This is a genomic window from Microbacterium sp. 20-116, assembly GCF_041079415.1.
In the GTDB taxonomy this organism is placed as follows: Bacteria; Actinomycetota; Actinomycetes; order Actinomycetales; family Microbacteriaceae; genus Microbacterium.
On record NZ_JBFYGP010000002.1, the window covers coordinates 331,867 to 346,866 of the forward strand.

A 15,000-nucleotide genomic window follows, 5' to 3' on the forward strand; every position below is an offset into this window, starting at 1 on the left:
GTCCCGGCATCCATCCCCTCTGAAAGGACTCGCCATGAGCACGCAGTACACCTTCACCGACCCGGCAAAGCTCTACGCCGATATCGACCCGCAGTCGCAGGATCAGACAGAGCCCGGCCTCGACGCCGAGTTGACGCCCAAGGCCGCGCTCGGCGAGGACACCTACGCGGGCAGCGGACGTCTCGAGGGGCGTAAGGCCCTCATCACCGGAGCCGACTCGGGCATCGGTGCGGCCACCGCGATCGCCTTCGCCCGCGAGGGCGCCTCGGTCGCGATGTCCTACCTGCCGGAGGAGAAGGTGGATGCCGACCGCATCGCCGGGATCCTCCGCGAGGCGGGCGCGACCGTCGTGCAGATCCCGGGCGACCTGCGTGAGCGCGAGTACGCCAAGACCCTGGTCGCGGAAGCGGTCGAGGGGCTCGGCGGGCTCGACATCGTCGTCAACAACGGCGGCAAGCAGATCTTCAACGAGGACATCACCACGCTGTCGGACGAGCAGTTCGACGACACCTTCAAGACCAACGTCTACGCGATGTTCTGGATCTGCAAAGAGGCGGTGCCGCACCTCCGGCCCGGCTCCACCATCATCAACACCACGTCGATCCAGGCCTACTCTCCGGCGCCGATCCTCGTCGACTACGCCTCGACCAAGGCGACCATCAACACCTTCACCAAGGCTCTCGGCCAGCAGCTCGCCCCGAAGGGCATCCGCGTGAACGCGGTGGCTCCCGGTCCGATCTGGACGCCGCTGCAGGTGACCGACGGCCAGCCCGACGAGAAGGTCGACGAGTTCGGCGAGGAGACCCCGCTCGGACGCATGGGTCAGCCGGCCGAGCTCGCGCCGGCGTACGTCTACCTCGCCTCGGCGGAGTCGAGCTACGTCATCGGCGAGACGCTGAACGTCAACGGCGGCATGCCCACGCCGTAAGCGGCACGCGAGGGGGCCGTCGTCCGGATTCGGGCGGCGGCCCCTCGGCATCCGCGGTCTCAACGCACGGGCGGGCGATCAGCGCAGCGCTTTGCGGTAGAAGATCTCGCCGTCGGCGGTCTCTTCGGAGCGGTGGTACCCCTCGCGCTCGTACAGACGCTGGTTGGCCTCGCTGAGTGCGCCGGTGAACAGCTCGGCCTCGGTGGCTCCCGCTTTGCGGCCGCGGTCCTCGACGGCGGCGAGCAACAGCGTGCCGAGGCCTTCGCCCTGCTGGTCGGGAGCGATGGCGAGACGACCGATGAGCAGCAGCTCGCCGTCGAGACGAGCGCGAACGGCCCCCACGATGCGACGATCCGTGACGGCGACGCATCCGAGGTTCTCGACGAGCTCCGCGCGCAGCTCCTCGAGGGTCTGCGTCAGCGGAGGCATGTCGGGATCGCCGTAGATGAGCGCCTCGCTCGCGAAAGCGGCGCGTTGGATGGTCAACACCTCACCCGCGTCGTCGGTGTCGATGGGGCGGATGGAGGCAGAATCGGCCATCGGGGTCCTTTCGAGGGGGAGGCTTCGGGATAACTATCATGAGCAGGAGCGCCCCGCCTTTCCGGCGGTCGACGCCCCTCTTCATGAACGAATTCTTCGACACCAGCGTCCGCACGAGCGACGTCGCCGAAACGCAAGCCTGGCTGCAAGCGCAGTACGGGCAGGTCGATGTGCAAGCGGATCGCGGCACCTTCGCGGAGCACGCGGTCGGCGACACGGCGTTCTCGATGCGCCGACTGATCTGGCAGTGCCGCGCCGAGGTGGTCCTCGAAGCGGACCGGTTCTACTTCGCGACATCGACGCCGGGATACGCATGGACCATCGGGTCCGAGACGGGGGAGTACAGCGTGGAGCCGGGCCTGGTGCAGCCGGGCCACGAACTGATCGGTCGCCCGGACGACACCGACCTGCGCCTGATCGCCTTCGATACCGGCTGGCTGACCGACACGGCGCGGGCGATCTACGGCGACGACGAACTCGCCGTGCGCTTCGCCGGCACGGCCCCCGTGTCGCGCCGCCTGCGTGACCACTGGCTCGCGACGGTGCGCTGGTCGCTCACGCAGGTGCCTCTGCTGAACGAGCCGCTGGTGCGCGCCCACGTGCGCCGCACTCTGGCGACCGCGACCCTCGAAGCCTTCCCTCTCGTCGGCGACCCCCGCGAGCGCCGGGCGTCGGCGATCGAGCAGGCGTCGATCTACACCTCGGCGGCGTCGTGGATCGACGACCACGCCTCGCTGCCGGTCACCATCGACGACGTCGCCCGCGCCGTGGGGACCTCGGTCGCGGGCCTGCGTCGGGCGTTCGTCGCGAACGCCCAGCTCAGCGCGACGCCCGAGGACTACCTCTCCGCCGCCCGGCTGAGCGCGGCGCACACCGATCTGGTCGATGCCGATCCCACCCGCGTCAGCGTCGGCGAGATCGCCGCCCGATGGGGATTCACCGACGCCGCGGCCTTCGTCGACGCCTATCACCGCGCGTACCGGGCCGACCCGCGTCGCACGCTCGAACGCTGACGTCTCAGCGATCGCGGTCGGTGTACTCGCCGGGGTCGTCGACGTTCTCGCGCGCCTCGCGGCCGCTGGGCCGCTCGACGTCGGTGTAGGCGCCGGCCTCGTCGGAGCGGGGCCGCGACTCGCTCCCGTCGGCGTTCTCGCTGTCGACGTATTCACCGGCGAGGTCGGAGCTCCCGCGGTCGGCGGTGCCGTCGGGCAACTGTACGTCGGTGTACTCGCCCTCCGTGGGCCCGGTGCCGTGTCCTGAGTCGTGTCCGTTGACGTCGCGCTCGGCCATTGCCGCCTCCTGGGTTGGTTGGTGTCCCCGACGTTAGACCCCGGATGCCGAGCCCAGAGCGGTCTTGACACGCGCAGTGTCGCGGGCCGCTCGCCCTGTCAAGGCCGGGGAGCGGGGCCCGATATCGGAGCAGAGTGGGGCCCATGCCAGCTCTCGCCATCATCCTCGTCATCGTGGGCCTCGTGCTCCTGTTCCTCGGTATCTTCGTCGAGGCCGTGAAGTTCCTGCTGTGGATCGGTGTGATCATCCTCATCATCGGGATCGTCGCCGCGCTCATGCGTTTCATCCGCCGTCAGGTCTGACCTCCGGTCCCCCCTCGCGGGATCGTTCGACGCCGCCCCCGTCCGACACCTCCGTCGGTGCGGGGTCGGCGTGCGTTCCGGCAGTCAGCGTGAGAAGAGGTCGCGCGCCCGAGCGGGCCGCACCGTCACGACGGCGTCGAGAGCCGGGCCGATCTGCGGGTACCGGAACGAGAACCCCGCCTCCGTCAGCACCCGGGGCACCGCCCACCTGCTCTTGAGCACGAGCTCGGGCTCGTTGCGCAGCACCGCCATCGCCGGGTCGAGCATCCACCGGAAAGCCGGCAGCCCGAAGGGAGCGCGGGCGACGCGGCGCAGCTCGCGCATGAGCGTGCGGTTGTCGGTGACGCCGGGAGCCGAAAGGTTGACCGGCCCGGCGATCTCGTCGTGGTCGCGGATGAAGCGGACGGATGCCACCACATCGTCGATGTGGATCCAGCTGAAGCGCTGTCGCCCCGACGTCCTGCTCCAGCTCGAGCGCACGGGGCCCGTGGGACGGGGGCCGATTCCGCGGTAGCGACGGTGCGGGAACCACCAGCTGTCGATCTGGGGGCCGCCGAGACCGAGTCGCGCGAGGGCCAGGAGGATTCGGGTCGCCGGCCCGTCGCCGAACACGATCGCCATGCGCAGGGCCACGCGGCGCGTGGAGGGGAGGTCCCCCTCGAACAGGGCGCGTTCCCAGTTGGTCGCCACGTCGACCGAGAAGCCCTCGCCCGTGACGCCGTCCATCTCGTCGTTGCCCCGCTCGGTTTCGTGCCGATACAGGGTCGCGGTCGACGCGTTCATCCAGACCCGGGGAGGGTGCTCCGCGGTCGCGACGGCGTCGCGGAGCGCGCGGGTGGTGTCGACTCTGGAGCGCAGGATCTCGTCGCGATTCGCGTCGGTGTACCGGCACGACACGATCTTGCCCGCGAGGTTGATCAGCACGTCGGCTCCATCGACCCGCTGCGCGATCGCGTCCGCGTCCGTCCACACGGCGTCTCCGGTCCGTCCCACCGTCGCCACCTCGTAGCCGTCCGCGCGAAAGGCGTCGACGAGCGCGTGGCCGATGAAACCGCTTGCGCCGGCGATCACGACACGGGGTGGGGTCACGGCGTCCTCCTGGCCTGGGTGGGTCCCAGCCTAGGGGCGGGCTTCGTCGCGGCGGGTCTCGAGATGGGCAACGCGACCGCGAGGTATCTCGCCGTCGTCGGCTCGTCGTCGCTCTGACCACCGGGGCGTATCTCCTCTCCGGCCGACGACACCCGTCAGGCTCGGGCGCCCGCGCCTGACACAATGAGTTCCATGCGACGACAGGCCCGGGCGACGCGCGTAGCGCGCGGCACCGCCGCGGCATCCGTCGCCACCTTCGTCGCTCTGCTCTCGCACGTCAGCGGCGGAGGAGAGATTCCCGGCCTGTTCGGTGTCGCCGTGCCGCTCGCTCTGTCGTTCGTCGTGTGCACGGTGTTGGCCGGGCGCCGCCTGTCGACCTGGCGCCTCGCGGTGGCCGTTGCGGTGAGCCAAGTGCTGTTCCACACGCTGTTCGTGCTCGGCAGCTACGACCTGGCCGCCGCGGCGCACGTCCACGGCTCCGCTCTACCGGTGCTCACGGGCACCGCGCTCCCGGCGGTGAGCCCGGATGCCGCGATGTGGCTCGGCCACGCTGCCGCCGCTGTCGCCACGACCGTGGCCCTGCACCGGGGCGAGCGGACGCTCGCAGCCCTGCGCGTCCTCGCGGAGCGCAGCGTCGTCTGGCTCCGCGCGCGGGTGCGTGTCGTGCTGACCCTTCCTGCGGCGCCGTCCGTGCGGCGAACCGTGCCCGCCGTCGTCGTCGCGGTGCGTCCGCACTCGGCCCTCGTGGTCTCGTCCGCGCACCGGCGCGGGCCTCCTCTCGCGTCATCCTGAGTCTCGCTCCGCCCGCCTCTCGCGGCGGTGGAGCGATCGACCGCTGTGCCGTGCACCTCGCCGGATCAGCGCGATCGTCGACGTGTCTTCGGGCGCGTCCCACCCTTCCGGCCCACGCCGTCGCCCCTGAGGAGGGGCCGCCGTGGGCGACGGCGTCCGCACTGCGCGGCGTCCTGTCGCGAGCGCATCCTGCGCTCGGAAAGAGACCTCGATGTTTCCTGCTCGTCCCCTCACGCCGATCCCGGCCCCGCCGTCGATCGGAGCCCGCGCGTGACCGCCGTGGGCGCTGACCCGAAAGCCACACCGTCCGCTCCCTCTGCCGCAGCGGGGGCGTCCTCTCGCGGGTGGTTCACCGCGCTGCTGCGGCGCCTGCACTTCTTCGCGGGCCTGCTGGTGGGGCCGTTCATCCTCGTCGCGGCGGTGAGCGGCGCGCTGTATGCGATCACCCCGACCCTCGAGAGCACCCTGTACGCGCATGAGCTCACCGCCGCCACGACGGCGCCGGCGGTACCGCTCGCCGAACAGGTGTCGGCCGCGGAGCAGTACGTCGGGAGCGGGGCGACTCCCGTCGCCGTGCGTCCGGCACCCCAGGCCGGGGCGACCACGCGCGTGATGTTCGCCGACGACACCTTGCCCGAGAGCACGACCAGGGCGATCTTCGTCGACCCCGCCACCACCGAGATCCGCGGCGACCTGCCGGCCTACGGCACGAGCGGTGCGCTGCCGTTGCGGCACTGGATCAGCGACCTGCACCGCTCGCTGCACCTCGGAGACGTCGGCCGCTGGTACAGCGAGCTCGCGGCATCCTGGCTCGGGATCGTGGCGCTGGCGGGACTGGGACTCTGGATCGGACGGTTCGTGCGCAGCCGCAGGGGGCGCCGCGATCTGCTGCGACCGAACCGACGGCACACGGGTTACCGGCGTCTGTCGGGCTGGCATTCGGCCGTGGGCATCTGGGTCGTGGTCGGGGCGCTGTTCCTGTCGGCCACGGGCATCACGTGGTCGACGTTCGCGGGCGCGAACGTGGCCGAGCTTCGCACCCTCGTGGGTGGGGGAACTCCCGCTCTCACGACCACGCTCGACGGGGCGGCCGCGGCCGGAGGCGAGCACGCGCACCACGGCAGCGGGCATTCGTCGGGTGCGCCGTCCGCGGATCCTGCGACCTTCGACGCGGTGTGGGCCGTGGCCCGAGACGCGAACGTGAACTCCGGCGACCTCGAGATCCGTCCTCCCGCGTCCGCGGGCAAGGCCTGGGTCGTGCAGGAGATCCACCGGAGTTTCCCGACCGAGGTGGATGCCGTGGCCATCGACGCATCGACTCTGCGGGTCACCGACCGGGTCGACTTCGCCGATTACCCGCTGCTGGCCAAGCTCTCGCGCTGGGGCGTCGACCTGCACATGGGAACCATGTTCGGCCTGGCGAACCAGCTCGTGCTGTTCGCTCTCGCGATCGGCATCGCCGCTCTCGTGGTGCTGGGGTACGCGATGTGGTGGAAGCGTCGTCCGACGGGAGGAGCCACGGGCGCCCCCGCCCGCGGCGTGCTGCGCCTGGCACCGTGGTGGGGGATCGGGGCGGTGCTGGTCGCGTCGGTGGCGATCGGGTTGGTGCTGCCGCTGGTCGGGTACACGCTCGCGGTGTTCGTGCTGGTCGACGTGGTGATGGGGTGGCGTGCGCGGCGCAGCCCGAGATCCCTCTCGAGAGGGAGGTGACGACGAGGCGGCGTGCGTAGCGTGGGATTCTCCCCCCCCCGGAAGGAACCCCGTGACTCTCGCCCGCCGCCTCGCCGCCGTCCTCTCCGCCGCCGCCGTCGCGGCCCTCACCGCTTGCGCCAGCGCGGCACCGGATACGCCCGCGAGCCCGGCGGCATCCGTCGACGTTCCGAACACCCCCGTCGGGGAGCGCGTGACGTGGATCATCGACAAGCTGGAGGCCGAGGCCGACACCACCCCCGGGGAGTGGGCCCGCGTCCTGCACGAGAGCTTCCTCGCGCAGGTTCCGGCGGAGCAGGTCGCCGAGCTCGTCAACCGTCAGTTGCGACCGGCCGCCCCGTTCACCGTCACGGCCTACCAGGGCACCGAGACCCAGGCGGTGGCGACCCTCGCGGGCGCCCTCGGCGACCCCTTCGATCTCTCGCTCACGATCGACGGCGCGAGTCGCATCACCGGGATGGTCTTCGGCCCCGTGGCGAAGCCGTGGACCCCCTCGACCTCTCTCGACGAGGTCGAGCAGCGCCTCGCCGACCTCCCGGGCGAGGTCAGCGCCCTCGTGCTTCGCGGGGACGAGGAGGCGCTCGCCGTCGATGCGAACCGGTTGGCCCCTCTCGCCTCGGCCTTCAAGCTGTACGTGCTTCTGGCGGTGGCGGATGCCGTGGCCTCCGGCGACCTGTCGTGGGACGAGAAGCTCGTCCTCCGTGACGCCGACCGGAGCCTCCCCTCCGGCGAGCTGCAGACCGCGCCCACCGGGACCGAGGTGTCGGTGCGGGACGCAGCCTCCGCGATGATCCGCATCAGCGACAACACCGCGACCGATCTGCTGATCACGCGGCTCGGGCGCGAGCGCGTGGAGGCGGCGGTGGTGCGGTCGGGTCACAGCGACCCGGCCGTGCTCTCGCCCTTCCTCTCGACCAAGGAGCTGTTCACCCTCGGCTGGGGCGACGCCTCGCTGCGGACCGAGTGGGCCGCCGCCGACGACGCGGGAAAACGTGCCGTACTCGACCGCATCGACGCGGCGCCCCTCGCCGTGGAGGTCGCCGACGTCACCACCCCCGTGTGGCAGGACGGATTCGACTGGTTCGCCAGTGCGAACGACATCGCCGCCGTCCACCGCGCGCTGCAGCAGACGCAGGATGCCGAGGTGCTCGGCATTCTGAGCGAGAACCCCGGGCAGGGGCTCGATCTCGGAACGTGGCCGTACGCGGCCTTCAAGGGCGGGTCGAGCCTCGGTGTGCTGACGGGCAGCTGGTTCGCGCGCGACGGCGATCGGGAGGCGACCGTGGTGTGGCTCCTGTCGGACGACGACGCTCAGGCGGTCACGGGGGCGATGAGCGACTTCTTCCACCTGGCTCAGGACGCCCTGCGCCTCGCCCACTGAGACGACCGATCCGCGCACCCCGCGCGAGAGGCACGGGGTGCGCGGATCGTCGAGGCGCACGTCAGGCGTCGTCGGGGTGGGGCAGGCTCTGCGCGATCTTGCTCGACGCGGCCGAGTCGCGTCCGACGCCCGGCTGGAATCTCGCGATGGGGTCGTCGCCGTCGACATGCGGCTCGCCGCCGTCCTTCGACCGCGGCGGGGAGGCGGGAGTGCGGATCGCCCCGTCTTGCGTGTCGTCGTGCGGCTGAGGCTCGGGGCGGCCGGTGTCCTCGGTGTGGCGCGAGGTGGATCCACCCTCGCGACGGGCCTCGTCGGTTCCGCGCTCGGTCATGCCGTCGGCGGCACGCGTGCCGACGCCGGGAAGGTCGTTCTGGCTCGAGATGCCCTGGAGGCGCGCCTCGTCGTCGGGATCGATACGGGCCGTGCCCACGGCGCCGGAGTCCGCACCGGCGGCACCCGCGGGGACATCGGCGGCGAGGCCGTCGGATTCGGGGACGAGGTTCTCTTCGTCGGCTCCGGGGAGTCGGTCGGCGGGGATGTCCATGGTGTTCCTTCCGTGGGTGTTCCGCCACGCTAGGCGCGCCGCGGTCGCGGCCGGACGGGGTTGACGCGGCCCGCGATGCCAGGGGGCTGGCTAGGCTCGGATCACGCGTCGAAAGGAAACCGCAATGCAGCAGCGCCCTCTCTCCCGAACCGGCCGTCAGGTCTCGGCCATCGGTCTCGGTACCTGGCAACTCGGCGCCGACTGGGGCGATGTCAGCGAAGACGACGCGCGCGCCGTCCTGGCGGCCTCGGCAGAGGCCGGAGTCACCCTCTTCGACACCGCCGACGTCTACGGAGACGGTCGATCCGAGCAGATCATCGGTGCGTTCTTGAAGGACCGGGGGTCCGACGACATCACCGTGGCGACCAAGATGGGCCGCCGCGAAGACCAGGTTCCCGAGAACTACGTCATGAAGAACTTCCGCGGCTGGCTCGACCGCTCGCGGCGTCTGCTCGACACCGAGACGCTCGACCTCGTCCAGCTGCACTGCCCGCCGTCGGCCGTCATCGACGACGAGGCCACGTGGGACGCTCTCGACCAGCTCGTGTCGGAGGGCGTGATCGCCGCCTACGGCGCCTCGGTCGAGACGATGGACCAGGCCCTGTCGGCGCTGAAGCGATCGAACCTCACCAACCTGCAGATCATCTTCAATCCGTTCCGCCTCAAGCCGCTCGACGAGGTGCTGCCGCTCGCGGCCGAGAAGAACGTCGCGGTGTTCGCGCGTGTGCCGCTGGCCAGCGGCTTGCTGTCGGGCAGATACACGCGCAACACCACGTTCGATGAGAACGACCACCGTTCGTACAACCGCAACGGCGAGGCCTTCGACAAGGGCGAGACGTTCTCGGGCGTTCCCTTCGACGAGGGCGTCGCCGCGGCCGACGAACTGAAGGCATCGCTCCCCGAGGGCGTGACGCTGCCGGCCGCGACTCTCGCGTGGATCGCCTCGCGCGAGGGCGTCACCTCGGTGATCCCGGGAGCGCGCTCGGTCGAACAGGCGACGGCCAACGCCCAGGCAGCCGAGCTGCTCGAGGGCGGTTTCGACCTCGGTGCCTTCGACACCCTGGTTCGCGACGTCTACGACCGTCGTCTGCGGGCGGAGATCCACCCGCAGTGGTGACGCGCACATGACAGAAGCCGGGCCCGTCCCTCGCGGACGGACCCGGCTTCTGTCGTCGGAGGACGTCAGCTGACGTCGCCGCGCCACGCTCCGGACTCGGCGCCGCGCGACTCGATGTACTTCTTGAAGTTCTCGAGGTCCTTCTTGACCGAGTGGTCGTCGGCGCCGAAGGCGGCCCCGAGCTTCTCGAGGACACCGGCGGGCGCCCAGTCGATCTGGACCGTGACGCGCGTCTCGTCGTCAGAAAGACGGTGGAAGGTCACGACACCGGCGTGGTTCTCGTCGCCCCCCACGCTGTTCCACGCGACGCGCTCGTCGGGGTGCTGCTCGGTGATCTCGGCGTCGAACTCGCGCTCGGCACCGGCGATCTTGACCTTCCAGTGCGTGAGGGTGTCGCTCTTCTGCGTGATGGACTCCACGAAGCTCATGAAGTGCGGGAACTCCTCGAACTGCGTCCACTGGTTGTACGCGACGCGGACGGGAACGTTGACGTCGATGGTTTCGATGACCTGTGCCATGGTGTCCTCTTTTCGTGTGGTTTCCGGGGCTTCCCCCAGCTTCGACCGATGCCGCCGACCCGCCCCCGGGGTTGAGGGATGAGCCTTCGTGCCCTATACGCGTGGGCGAGAGGTCGTCGCGTCATCCGCCCGCTCTTCCGGCTCGCGGATCCCGACGGGGAGGGCGCGCGCCCGCATCATCCCCGTCCGCGCAAGATCAGGTGCCAGTACACCCATGGCAGGATCCGGCGGTCGGCGATCCACGACACGCGGCGCTCGCGATACAGCGAGCGCCAGAACGGCACCGTCGGCTGCAGCCGGCCCATCCGGTCGAACTCGGCGAACACGACCGTGCCGCGCGAGACGGTGAACGGAACGACGCTGTAGCCGTTGTATTTCGCGGACGGCTTCCGCCCGGCCAGCGCGGCCTTCATGTTCTTCACCAGCGCTTTCGCTTGCGGACGAATCGCCCCTCCCGACCGTCGCGTCGCGACGGTGGCGGCATCTCCCACGGCCCAGATCTCCGGGTGGCGGGTGTGCTGGAAGGTCTCGGGATCGACGTCGACGAAGCCGTACGGATCATCGGATGCCGAGAGCCCGCTGCCGGCGATCCACTCCGGCGCCCGCTGCGGGGGGACGGCGTGCAGCACGTCGTAGGCCAACGTCTCCTCGGCGTCGCCGCGACCGATCACGAGCGTGCGGGAGTCGGCATCCACCCGTCGAACGTCCCGGCTGTAGTGCACCTCGATGCCGTACTCGTCGAGCTTGCGGCGCAGTTCGGCGTCGATGGCGGGAATGCCGAAGGGCACGGGGTCCGGGCACACGAACACGACGCGGAGGTCCTCGCGCACCCCGATCGCCCGCCACCAGTCGCACGCGAGGTACATCGGCTTCTGGGCCGCGGCTCCGCACGAGGCGGGCTCCGGCGGCTGGGTGAAGACCACCGTGCCCGAGCGGAGGTCGCGCAGCACCGGTGACGCCTTCGCGGCGAGTTCGAAGTCGTAGTTCGAGATGCCGGTGGGGGCGGCCATCGCCTCGGGGAGACCGGGGATCTGCTCCCATGCCATGCGCATTCCGGCGCAGACCACGAGCTGGTCGTAATCGATGCGCCCGCCCGAGACGAGATGCACGCGTCGGGCATCGGCATCCACCGTGAAGGCTTCGTCGCGCAGCCACCGCACCCCCGGAGGGATGACCTCGGCCTGTGTCCGAGCGGCCTCGGACGCCCGAGCGACGCCACCCGCGATGTGCGACTGGAGGGGGGCGAAGACGTGGGTCGTGCGCGGTTCGATCACGGTGATGTCGCCGAGGCGTGCGCGGTGCAGGCGCCCGGCCACGGACAGGCCGGCGTTTCCGCCGCCGATCACGACGATGCGCGGGGATTCGGTCATGGGGGATCCTCTCGTCTCCCTCACGGTGCGGCCTCGCGCGACCCCCGGCCAGCGCCTTGACACCGCCGCGTGCGCGGTCGACTCGTCGGGCGCGCGGTTCGACCCCGGTGGTCGCGGCGCCGACGAGGGACGCCGTCCCCGGTGGCCGTACGAAGGCGGGGGCGTGCGTGTCAAGGGGCGGGGCTCGAGGCGAGGAGCCCCGTTGGATGAGGGGACCGCCGATGTCGGCGGTGACGTGCGCCCCACGAAAGGACCCCCATGAGCGACGCTTCGATCGACCCGACCCCCGACGCCACGACCCCGGCCGCCGACGCGGGCATCGCGGGCGTGCAGCCCCTCCGCGACGGCGACACCTCCATCGAGCCGGACCCCGCGCTCGACCCCGCCCAGGCGGAGTGGGACGCGACGACCGCGCTCGACGAGGGTGCGGACCCCGCCGACATCAACCCGGCCACCGCGACGGGCGCCGACCCGGCCGAGATCCCGGCCGACGACAGCGATATCCCGCTCGAGGACATTCACCCCGACTCGACCGGCACCGACTCGCAGGGGGAGGATCCCGGTGTCGTCGAGCTCGGCGAAGAGGGCCAGGGCGACCTCGCCCCCGAAGACCTCTGACACGCCTTCGATGCCCCGGGCCCGTTCGCGGCGTCCGGGGCATCGTGCTGCGGGGGCGCCGGGTCGTGAGCGCGGTAGCGTCGGAGGGTGACGGATGCCGCGGCAGGGCCGCCCCTCGTGCGCGCGTTCTGGGGCGCCACCCACCCGGGCCCGACCCTCGTGGTCACCCTCCTCTCGCTCGCCCTCGGCGTCGCGGCGGGCGTCGAGCCGTGGCGCCTGGCCGTGCTGGTCGTCGCCGTCTTCGCCGGTCAGGTCTCGGTCGGGCTCTCGAACGACGCGATCGACGGCGCGCGCGACGCGGCTGTCGGTCGTACCGACAAGCCCATCGCCGGGGGAGCGATCACCCCGGAGCGCGCGCTCGCGGTGGCCGTGGCATCCGCGGTCCTCGCCGTCGCGCTGTCGCTCCCGCTCGGACCGGCTCTGGTCGCCGCCCACACCCTGGCGCTCGCCTCCGCCTGGGCGTACAACGCGGGGCTCAAATCGACGCCGTTCTCGATCGTGCCGTTCGTGCTGAGCTTCGGGCTGTTCCCCTCGTTCGCGACGCTGTCGCTCTCGCCGCCCGCGCTCGCCGCGTGGTGGGCGTCTCTCGCGGGGGCGGCCCTGGGAGCGGCCGTCCACCTCACGAACGTCGTGCGGGATCTCGACGACGACAGGCGCACGGGAGTACGGGGCCTGCCGCACCGTCTGGGTGCCCGGGCGTCCGTGGCGATCGCGGCGCTGGGGATCGTGGCCGGAGCGGTCGCCGTCTTGGTCGGAACGGATGCCACGGTCACCGGCGTGGTCTTCTTCGCCGCGGTCACGGCGGTCGCCGTCGGCGTCGTCGTGCTCGTGTACGTGAGATCGCCCGGGCGGGCGGTGTTCCAGCTGACGATGCTGGCGGCGCTGCTGCTGGCGGCTCAGCTCGTCGTCTCGTGACGATCTCGTCCGTGCGGGCGTGCTCTTCCGACACGGGGCCGCACCGACCCCACGGCGGCGGCCGCACGACGTGCTGAGCTAGGCGGTCGCGGCCCGATCGAATCGCATCGCGTAGGCGCGCGCGAAGGCGGCGCCGCCCGGTCCCCGCAGGACCGTGCGCAGCGTCGCGGCCTTCGCCGCGTGGGCTGCGGGCCCCCGTGCCCGCCCGAGGAAGGTGTTCAGCGCCGCGAGTCGGGAGGCGTGCCGGGCCGAGGCGAGACGGTCGCGTTCCCACCGACCCAGGTCGTCCGCTGATCCCGTCCGCAGCCATCGCGACAGCAGGGGCGAGAGGGTCAGCGCGTCCAGGAGCCCGAGGTTCATCCCCTGGCCCCCGATGGGGCTGACCTCGTGGGCTGCGTCACCGACGACGAACACCCGTCCGCGCCGCAGAGCGGGGGCCACGGCGCGGCGGACGCGGAACATCGTCGCTTGCGGGATGTCGACATCGAGACCGGCGCGCTCGGCGACGGCGCGGCGCAGGAAGGCCGCGGCATCCGGGATCTCCTCCGTTCCGGCCCAGGCCACGAGGCGGCGCCGACCGCTCGGGAGGGGGAAGGACTCGAGCACGCCGGCGCGTTCGAGGTGCACGCGGGCGACGGGCCCGCCCGGGGCGACGACGTCCGCCATCGCGTAGCGGTCGGGGTACTCGTGCGTGCGGACGGCGCCGGGGCGGTAGACGAGCTCACGGCCCGCCCAGCCGGAGGCGACCACGACCACCCGGGCCCGGACCTCTTCGTCGCCGCGCTGCCCGGTCGTCTGCACACGCACCGACGGGCCGTCGTCGGAGACCGCCGTCACGGTGATCCCGCGCCGGACGGGAGGCGCGAGCCGGGTGAGGATCTCGGTGGTGTCGACCTGCGGGAGGGCGGCGACGTACGGGTGACGGGCGCGGATCCGGTCGAAACGGATCTCGGCCAGCACCGTGCCGTCGGCGCGCGCCTCGCCGCGTGCGATGCGGACGGCGCGCGAGAGAAGCTCGTCGGTCGCGCCCGAAGCCTCGAGGTGGGCCAGAACGGGGGAATGGATGCCGATGGCGCGGGTGCCGCCGCCGATCGCCGTCCGCCGCTCGACGACGTCGACGTCGACGCCGCGGGCGCGGAGGTCCGCGGCGAGGGCGAGACCGACGGGGCCCGCTCCGACGACGAGGACCTCACGCACGGGAGGCCTCCCCGCGGGCGACGGCGAGGACGCGGAAGGGCGCGGGTGTCTCTACGCGCCACGGTCCTCCGAGCGCTGCGGCGAGCTCGGGAGCCCGGTAGCTGCGACGGATCGAGCGGAGGCCGTCGACGCGAAGGAACGTGCCCGCCGACAGCGGTGCGATACCGACCGCGTACAGCCCGTAGGCCAGTCGTCCGCGTGCGATGTCGGCGTGCAGGACGCTGCCCCTCGACAGGGCGAGGGAGTCGTCGGTGAAGCCTCGGAGTGCCGCAGCGTCCAGGTGGTGCAGAACGTGGTTCGACACGACGATGTCGAAGCTCTCCCCGGCCGCGAGCAGGGCCCGCGAGTCCTGTGCGACGAACCGCACCCCCGGCCGGGCGCGATCGCGGGCGGCGGCGATCGCGCGGGGGTCGGGGTCGGCCCCGACGCACTCGAGCTCGAAGCCGTCACGCGCGGCCAGACCCGCCAACCTCACCAGGACGTCCCCTCCGCCGCACCCCAGGTCGAGCATGCGCGCGGGGCGGCCGAGGGCGCGCAGCTCGGGCCGCACGCGGGATCGGTAGACGTGCCCCCAGGCCGAGACCATGCGGTTCACGAGATCGAAGCGACGGTAGGTCGCAGCCAGCGCCTGCGGGTCGCAGTCGGGGTCGTCCATGAGCTCGGTCAGCGCGGTGTCGCGCCGCGCCAAG

General features: G+C 71.8%; 17 protein-coding genes. 9 read left to right on the forward strand and 8 right to left on the reverse strand.

All coding sequences use genetic code 11. The features are described from left to right. The first annotated feature begins 34 nt into the window (after positions 1-34). A complete protein-coding gene (locus AB6V29_RS05625; RefSeq protein ID WP_267787803.1) occupies positions 35-928 on the forward strand; it encodes an SDR family oxidoreductase in 894 nt (297 codons plus the stop codon). A 78-nt stretch (positions 929-1,006) separates the two neighbouring features. On the opposite strand, the gene AB6V29_RS05630 is transcribed toward AB6V29_RS05625, so the two are convergent. Then, positions 1,007-1,468, reverse strand: coding sequence for a GNAT family N-acetyltransferase (locus tag AB6V29_RS05630; RefSeq protein ID WP_210073480.1), 462 nt, complete (start codon positions 1,466-1,468; stop codon positions 1,007-1,009). Between the two features lie 83 nt (positions 1,469-1,551). Between AB6V29_RS05630 and AB6V29_RS05635 the strand changes: the two genes are divergently transcribed. After that, entirely contained in the window at positions 1,552-2,481 is a 930-nt protein-coding gene (locus tag AB6V29_RS05635; RefSeq protein WP_369357464.1) for a helix-turn-helix domain-containing protein, read from the forward strand. 4 nt (positions 2,482-2,485) lie between these two features. Here AB6V29_RS05635 and AB6V29_RS05640 read toward each other — a convergent pair whose 3' ends face one another. After that, entirely contained in the window at positions 2,486-2,758 is a 273-nt protein-coding gene (locus AB6V29_RS05640) for a hypothetical protein (RefSeq protein ID WP_369357466.1), read from the reverse strand. Positions 2,759-2,901: 143 nt separating this feature from the next. Here AB6V29_RS05640 and AB6V29_RS05645 point away from each other — a divergent pair, with 143 nt between their 5' ends. Beyond that, positions 2,902-3,060: a hypothetical protein gene (locus AB6V29_RS05645; RefSeq protein WP_210073487.1), complete on the forward strand. Its 159-nt coding sequence runs from the start codon at positions 2,902-2,904 to the stop codon at positions 3,058-3,060. Positions 3,061-3,144: 84 nt separating this feature from the next. On the opposite strand, the gene AB6V29_RS05650 is transcribed toward AB6V29_RS05645, so the two are convergent. After that, positions 3,145-4,149: an epimerase gene (locus AB6V29_RS05650; protein ID WP_369357468.1), complete on the reverse strand. Its 1,005-nt coding sequence runs from the start codon at positions 4,147-4,149 to the stop codon at positions 3,145-3,147. A gap of 192 nt (positions 4,150-4,341) precedes the next feature. On the opposite strand from AB6V29_RS05650, the gene AB6V29_RS05655 reads away from it, so the two are divergent. The 3 genes from AB6V29_RS05655 (at position 4,342) to AB6V29_RS05665 (ending at position 8,032) form a co-directional block, all read left to right on the forward strand. After that, entirely contained in the window at positions 4,342-4,941 is a 600-nt protein-coding gene (locus tag AB6V29_RS05655; RefSeq protein WP_369357470.1) for a hypothetical protein, read from the forward strand. A gap of 279 nt (positions 4,942-5,220) precedes the next feature. Then, positions 5,221-6,651, forward strand: coding sequence for a PepSY-associated TM helix domain-containing protein (locus AB6V29_RS05660; RefSeq protein ID WP_369357816.1), 1,431 nt, complete (start codon positions 5,221-5,223; stop codon positions 6,649-6,651). 52 nt (positions 6,652-6,703) lie between these two features. After that, complete coding sequence (locus tag AB6V29_RS05665; RefSeq protein WP_369357472.1) at positions 6,704-8,032, forward strand: Cpe/LpqF family protein; 1,329 nt, start codon at positions 6,704-6,706, stop codon at positions 8,030-8,032. 61 nt (positions 8,033-8,093) lie between these two features. On the opposite strand, the gene AB6V29_RS05670 is transcribed toward AB6V29_RS05665, so the two are convergent. After that, positions 8,094-8,576 (reverse strand): hypothetical protein, encoded by a 483-nt coding sequence (locus tag AB6V29_RS05670; protein WP_267787795.1) that lies wholly within the window; start codon positions 8,574-8,576, stop codon positions 8,094-8,096. 124 nt (positions 8,577-8,700) lie between these two features. Between AB6V29_RS05670 and AB6V29_RS05675 the strand changes: the two genes are divergently transcribed. Next, positions 8,701-9,693, forward strand: a complete 993-nt coding sequence (locus tag AB6V29_RS05675) for an aldo/keto reductase (protein ID WP_369357474.1) — start codon at positions 8,701-8,703, stop codon at positions 9,691-9,693. 65 nt (positions 9,694-9,758) lie between these two features. On the opposite strand, the gene AB6V29_RS05680 is transcribed toward AB6V29_RS05675, so the two are convergent. Both AB6V29_RS05680 and AB6V29_RS05685 read right to left on the reverse strand, forming a co-directional pair. Continuing rightward, the gene (locus tag AB6V29_RS05680; protein WP_267787792.1) at positions 9,759-10,211 is read right to left on the reverse strand and encodes an SRPBCC family protein; all 453 of its coding nucleotides are present in this window, start codon (positions 10,209-10,211) and stop codon (positions 9,759-9,761) included. 176 nt (positions 10,212-10,387) lie between these two features. Continuing rightward, positions 10,388-11,581, reverse strand: a complete 1,194-nt coding sequence (locus AB6V29_RS05685) for an NAD(P)/FAD-dependent oxidoreductase (protein WP_369357476.1) — start codon at positions 11,579-11,581, stop codon at positions 10,388-10,390. Between the two features lie 258 nt (positions 11,582-11,839). On the opposite strand from AB6V29_RS05685, the gene AB6V29_RS05690 reads away from it, so the two are divergent. Further along, positions 11,840-12,199 (forward strand): sugar ABC transporter ATPase, encoded by a 360-nt coding sequence (locus AB6V29_RS05690; RefSeq protein ID WP_267787788.1) that lies wholly within the window; start codon positions 11,840-11,842, stop codon positions 12,197-12,199. An 87-nt stretch (positions 12,200-12,286) separates the two neighbouring features. Next, positions 12,287-13,114, forward strand: a complete 828-nt coding sequence (locus AB6V29_RS05695) for a UbiA family prenyltransferase (RefSeq protein WP_369357479.1) — start codon at positions 12,287-12,289, stop codon at positions 13,112-13,114. A gap of 78 nt (positions 13,115-13,192) precedes the next feature. Here the strand turns inward: AB6V29_RS05695 and AB6V29_RS05700 are convergent, their stop codons facing one another. Both AB6V29_RS05700 and AB6V29_RS05705 read right to left on the reverse strand, forming a co-directional pair. After that, complete coding sequence (locus AB6V29_RS05700; RefSeq protein ID WP_369357481.1) at positions 13,193-14,311, reverse strand: FAD-dependent oxidoreductase; 1,119 nt, start codon at positions 14,309-14,311, stop codon at positions 13,193-13,195. Further along, a complete protein-coding gene (locus AB6V29_RS05705; RefSeq protein ID WP_369357482.1) occupies positions 14,304-14,999 on the reverse strand; it encodes a methyltransferase domain-containing protein in 696 nt (231 codons plus the stop codon). Before AB6V29_RS05705 ends, AB6V29_RS05700 begins: the two co-directional genes overlap by 8 nt. Position 15,000 lies beyond the last annotated feature (1 nt).

Excerpts from the sequence above, each read along its gene's own strand:
- AB6V29_RS05625 (WP_267787803.1), top strand. The coding sequence starts at position 35 with ATGAGCACGCAGTACACCTTCACCGACCCGGCAAAGCTCTACGCCGAT.
- AB6V29_RS05630 (WP_210073480.1), bottom strand. The coding sequence starts at position 1,468 with ATGGCCGATTCTGCCTCCATCCGCCCCATCGACACCGACGACGCGGGT.
- AB6V29_RS05635 (WP_369357464.1), top strand. The coding sequence starts at position 1,552 with ATGAACGAATTCTTCGACACCAGCGTCCGCACGAGCGACGTCGCCGAA.
- AB6V29_RS05640 (WP_369357466.1), bottom strand. The coding sequence starts at position 2,758 with ATGGCCGAGCGCGACGTCAACGGACACGACTCAGGACACGGCACCGGG.
- AB6V29_RS05645 (WP_210073487.1), top strand. The coding sequence starts at position 2,902 with ATGCCAGCTCTCGCCATCATCCTCGTCATCGTGGGCCTCGTGCTCCTG.
- AB6V29_RS05655 (WP_369357470.1), top strand. The coding sequence starts at position 4,342 with ATGCGACGACAGGCCCGGGCGACGCGCGTAGCGCGCGGCACCGCCGCG.
- AB6V29_RS05670 (WP_267787795.1), bottom strand. The coding sequence starts at position 8,576 with ATGGACATCCCCGCCGACCGACTCCCCGGAGCCGACGAAGAGAACCTC.
- AB6V29_RS05675 (WP_369357474.1), top strand. The coding sequence starts at position 8,701 with ATGCAGCAGCGCCCTCTCTCCCGAACCGGCCGTCAGGTCTCGGCCATC.
- AB6V29_RS05680 (WP_267787792.1), bottom strand. The coding sequence starts at position 10,211 with ATGGCACAGGTCATCGAAACCATCGACGTCAACGTTCCCGTCCGCGTC.
- AB6V29_RS05685 (WP_369357476.1), bottom strand. The coding sequence starts at position 11,581 with ATGACCGAATCCCCGCGCATCGTCGTGATCGGCGGCGGAAACGCCGGC.
- AB6V29_RS05690 (WP_267787788.1), top strand. The coding sequence starts at position 11,840 with ATGAGCGACGCTTCGATCGACCCGACCCCCGACGCCACGACCCCGGCC.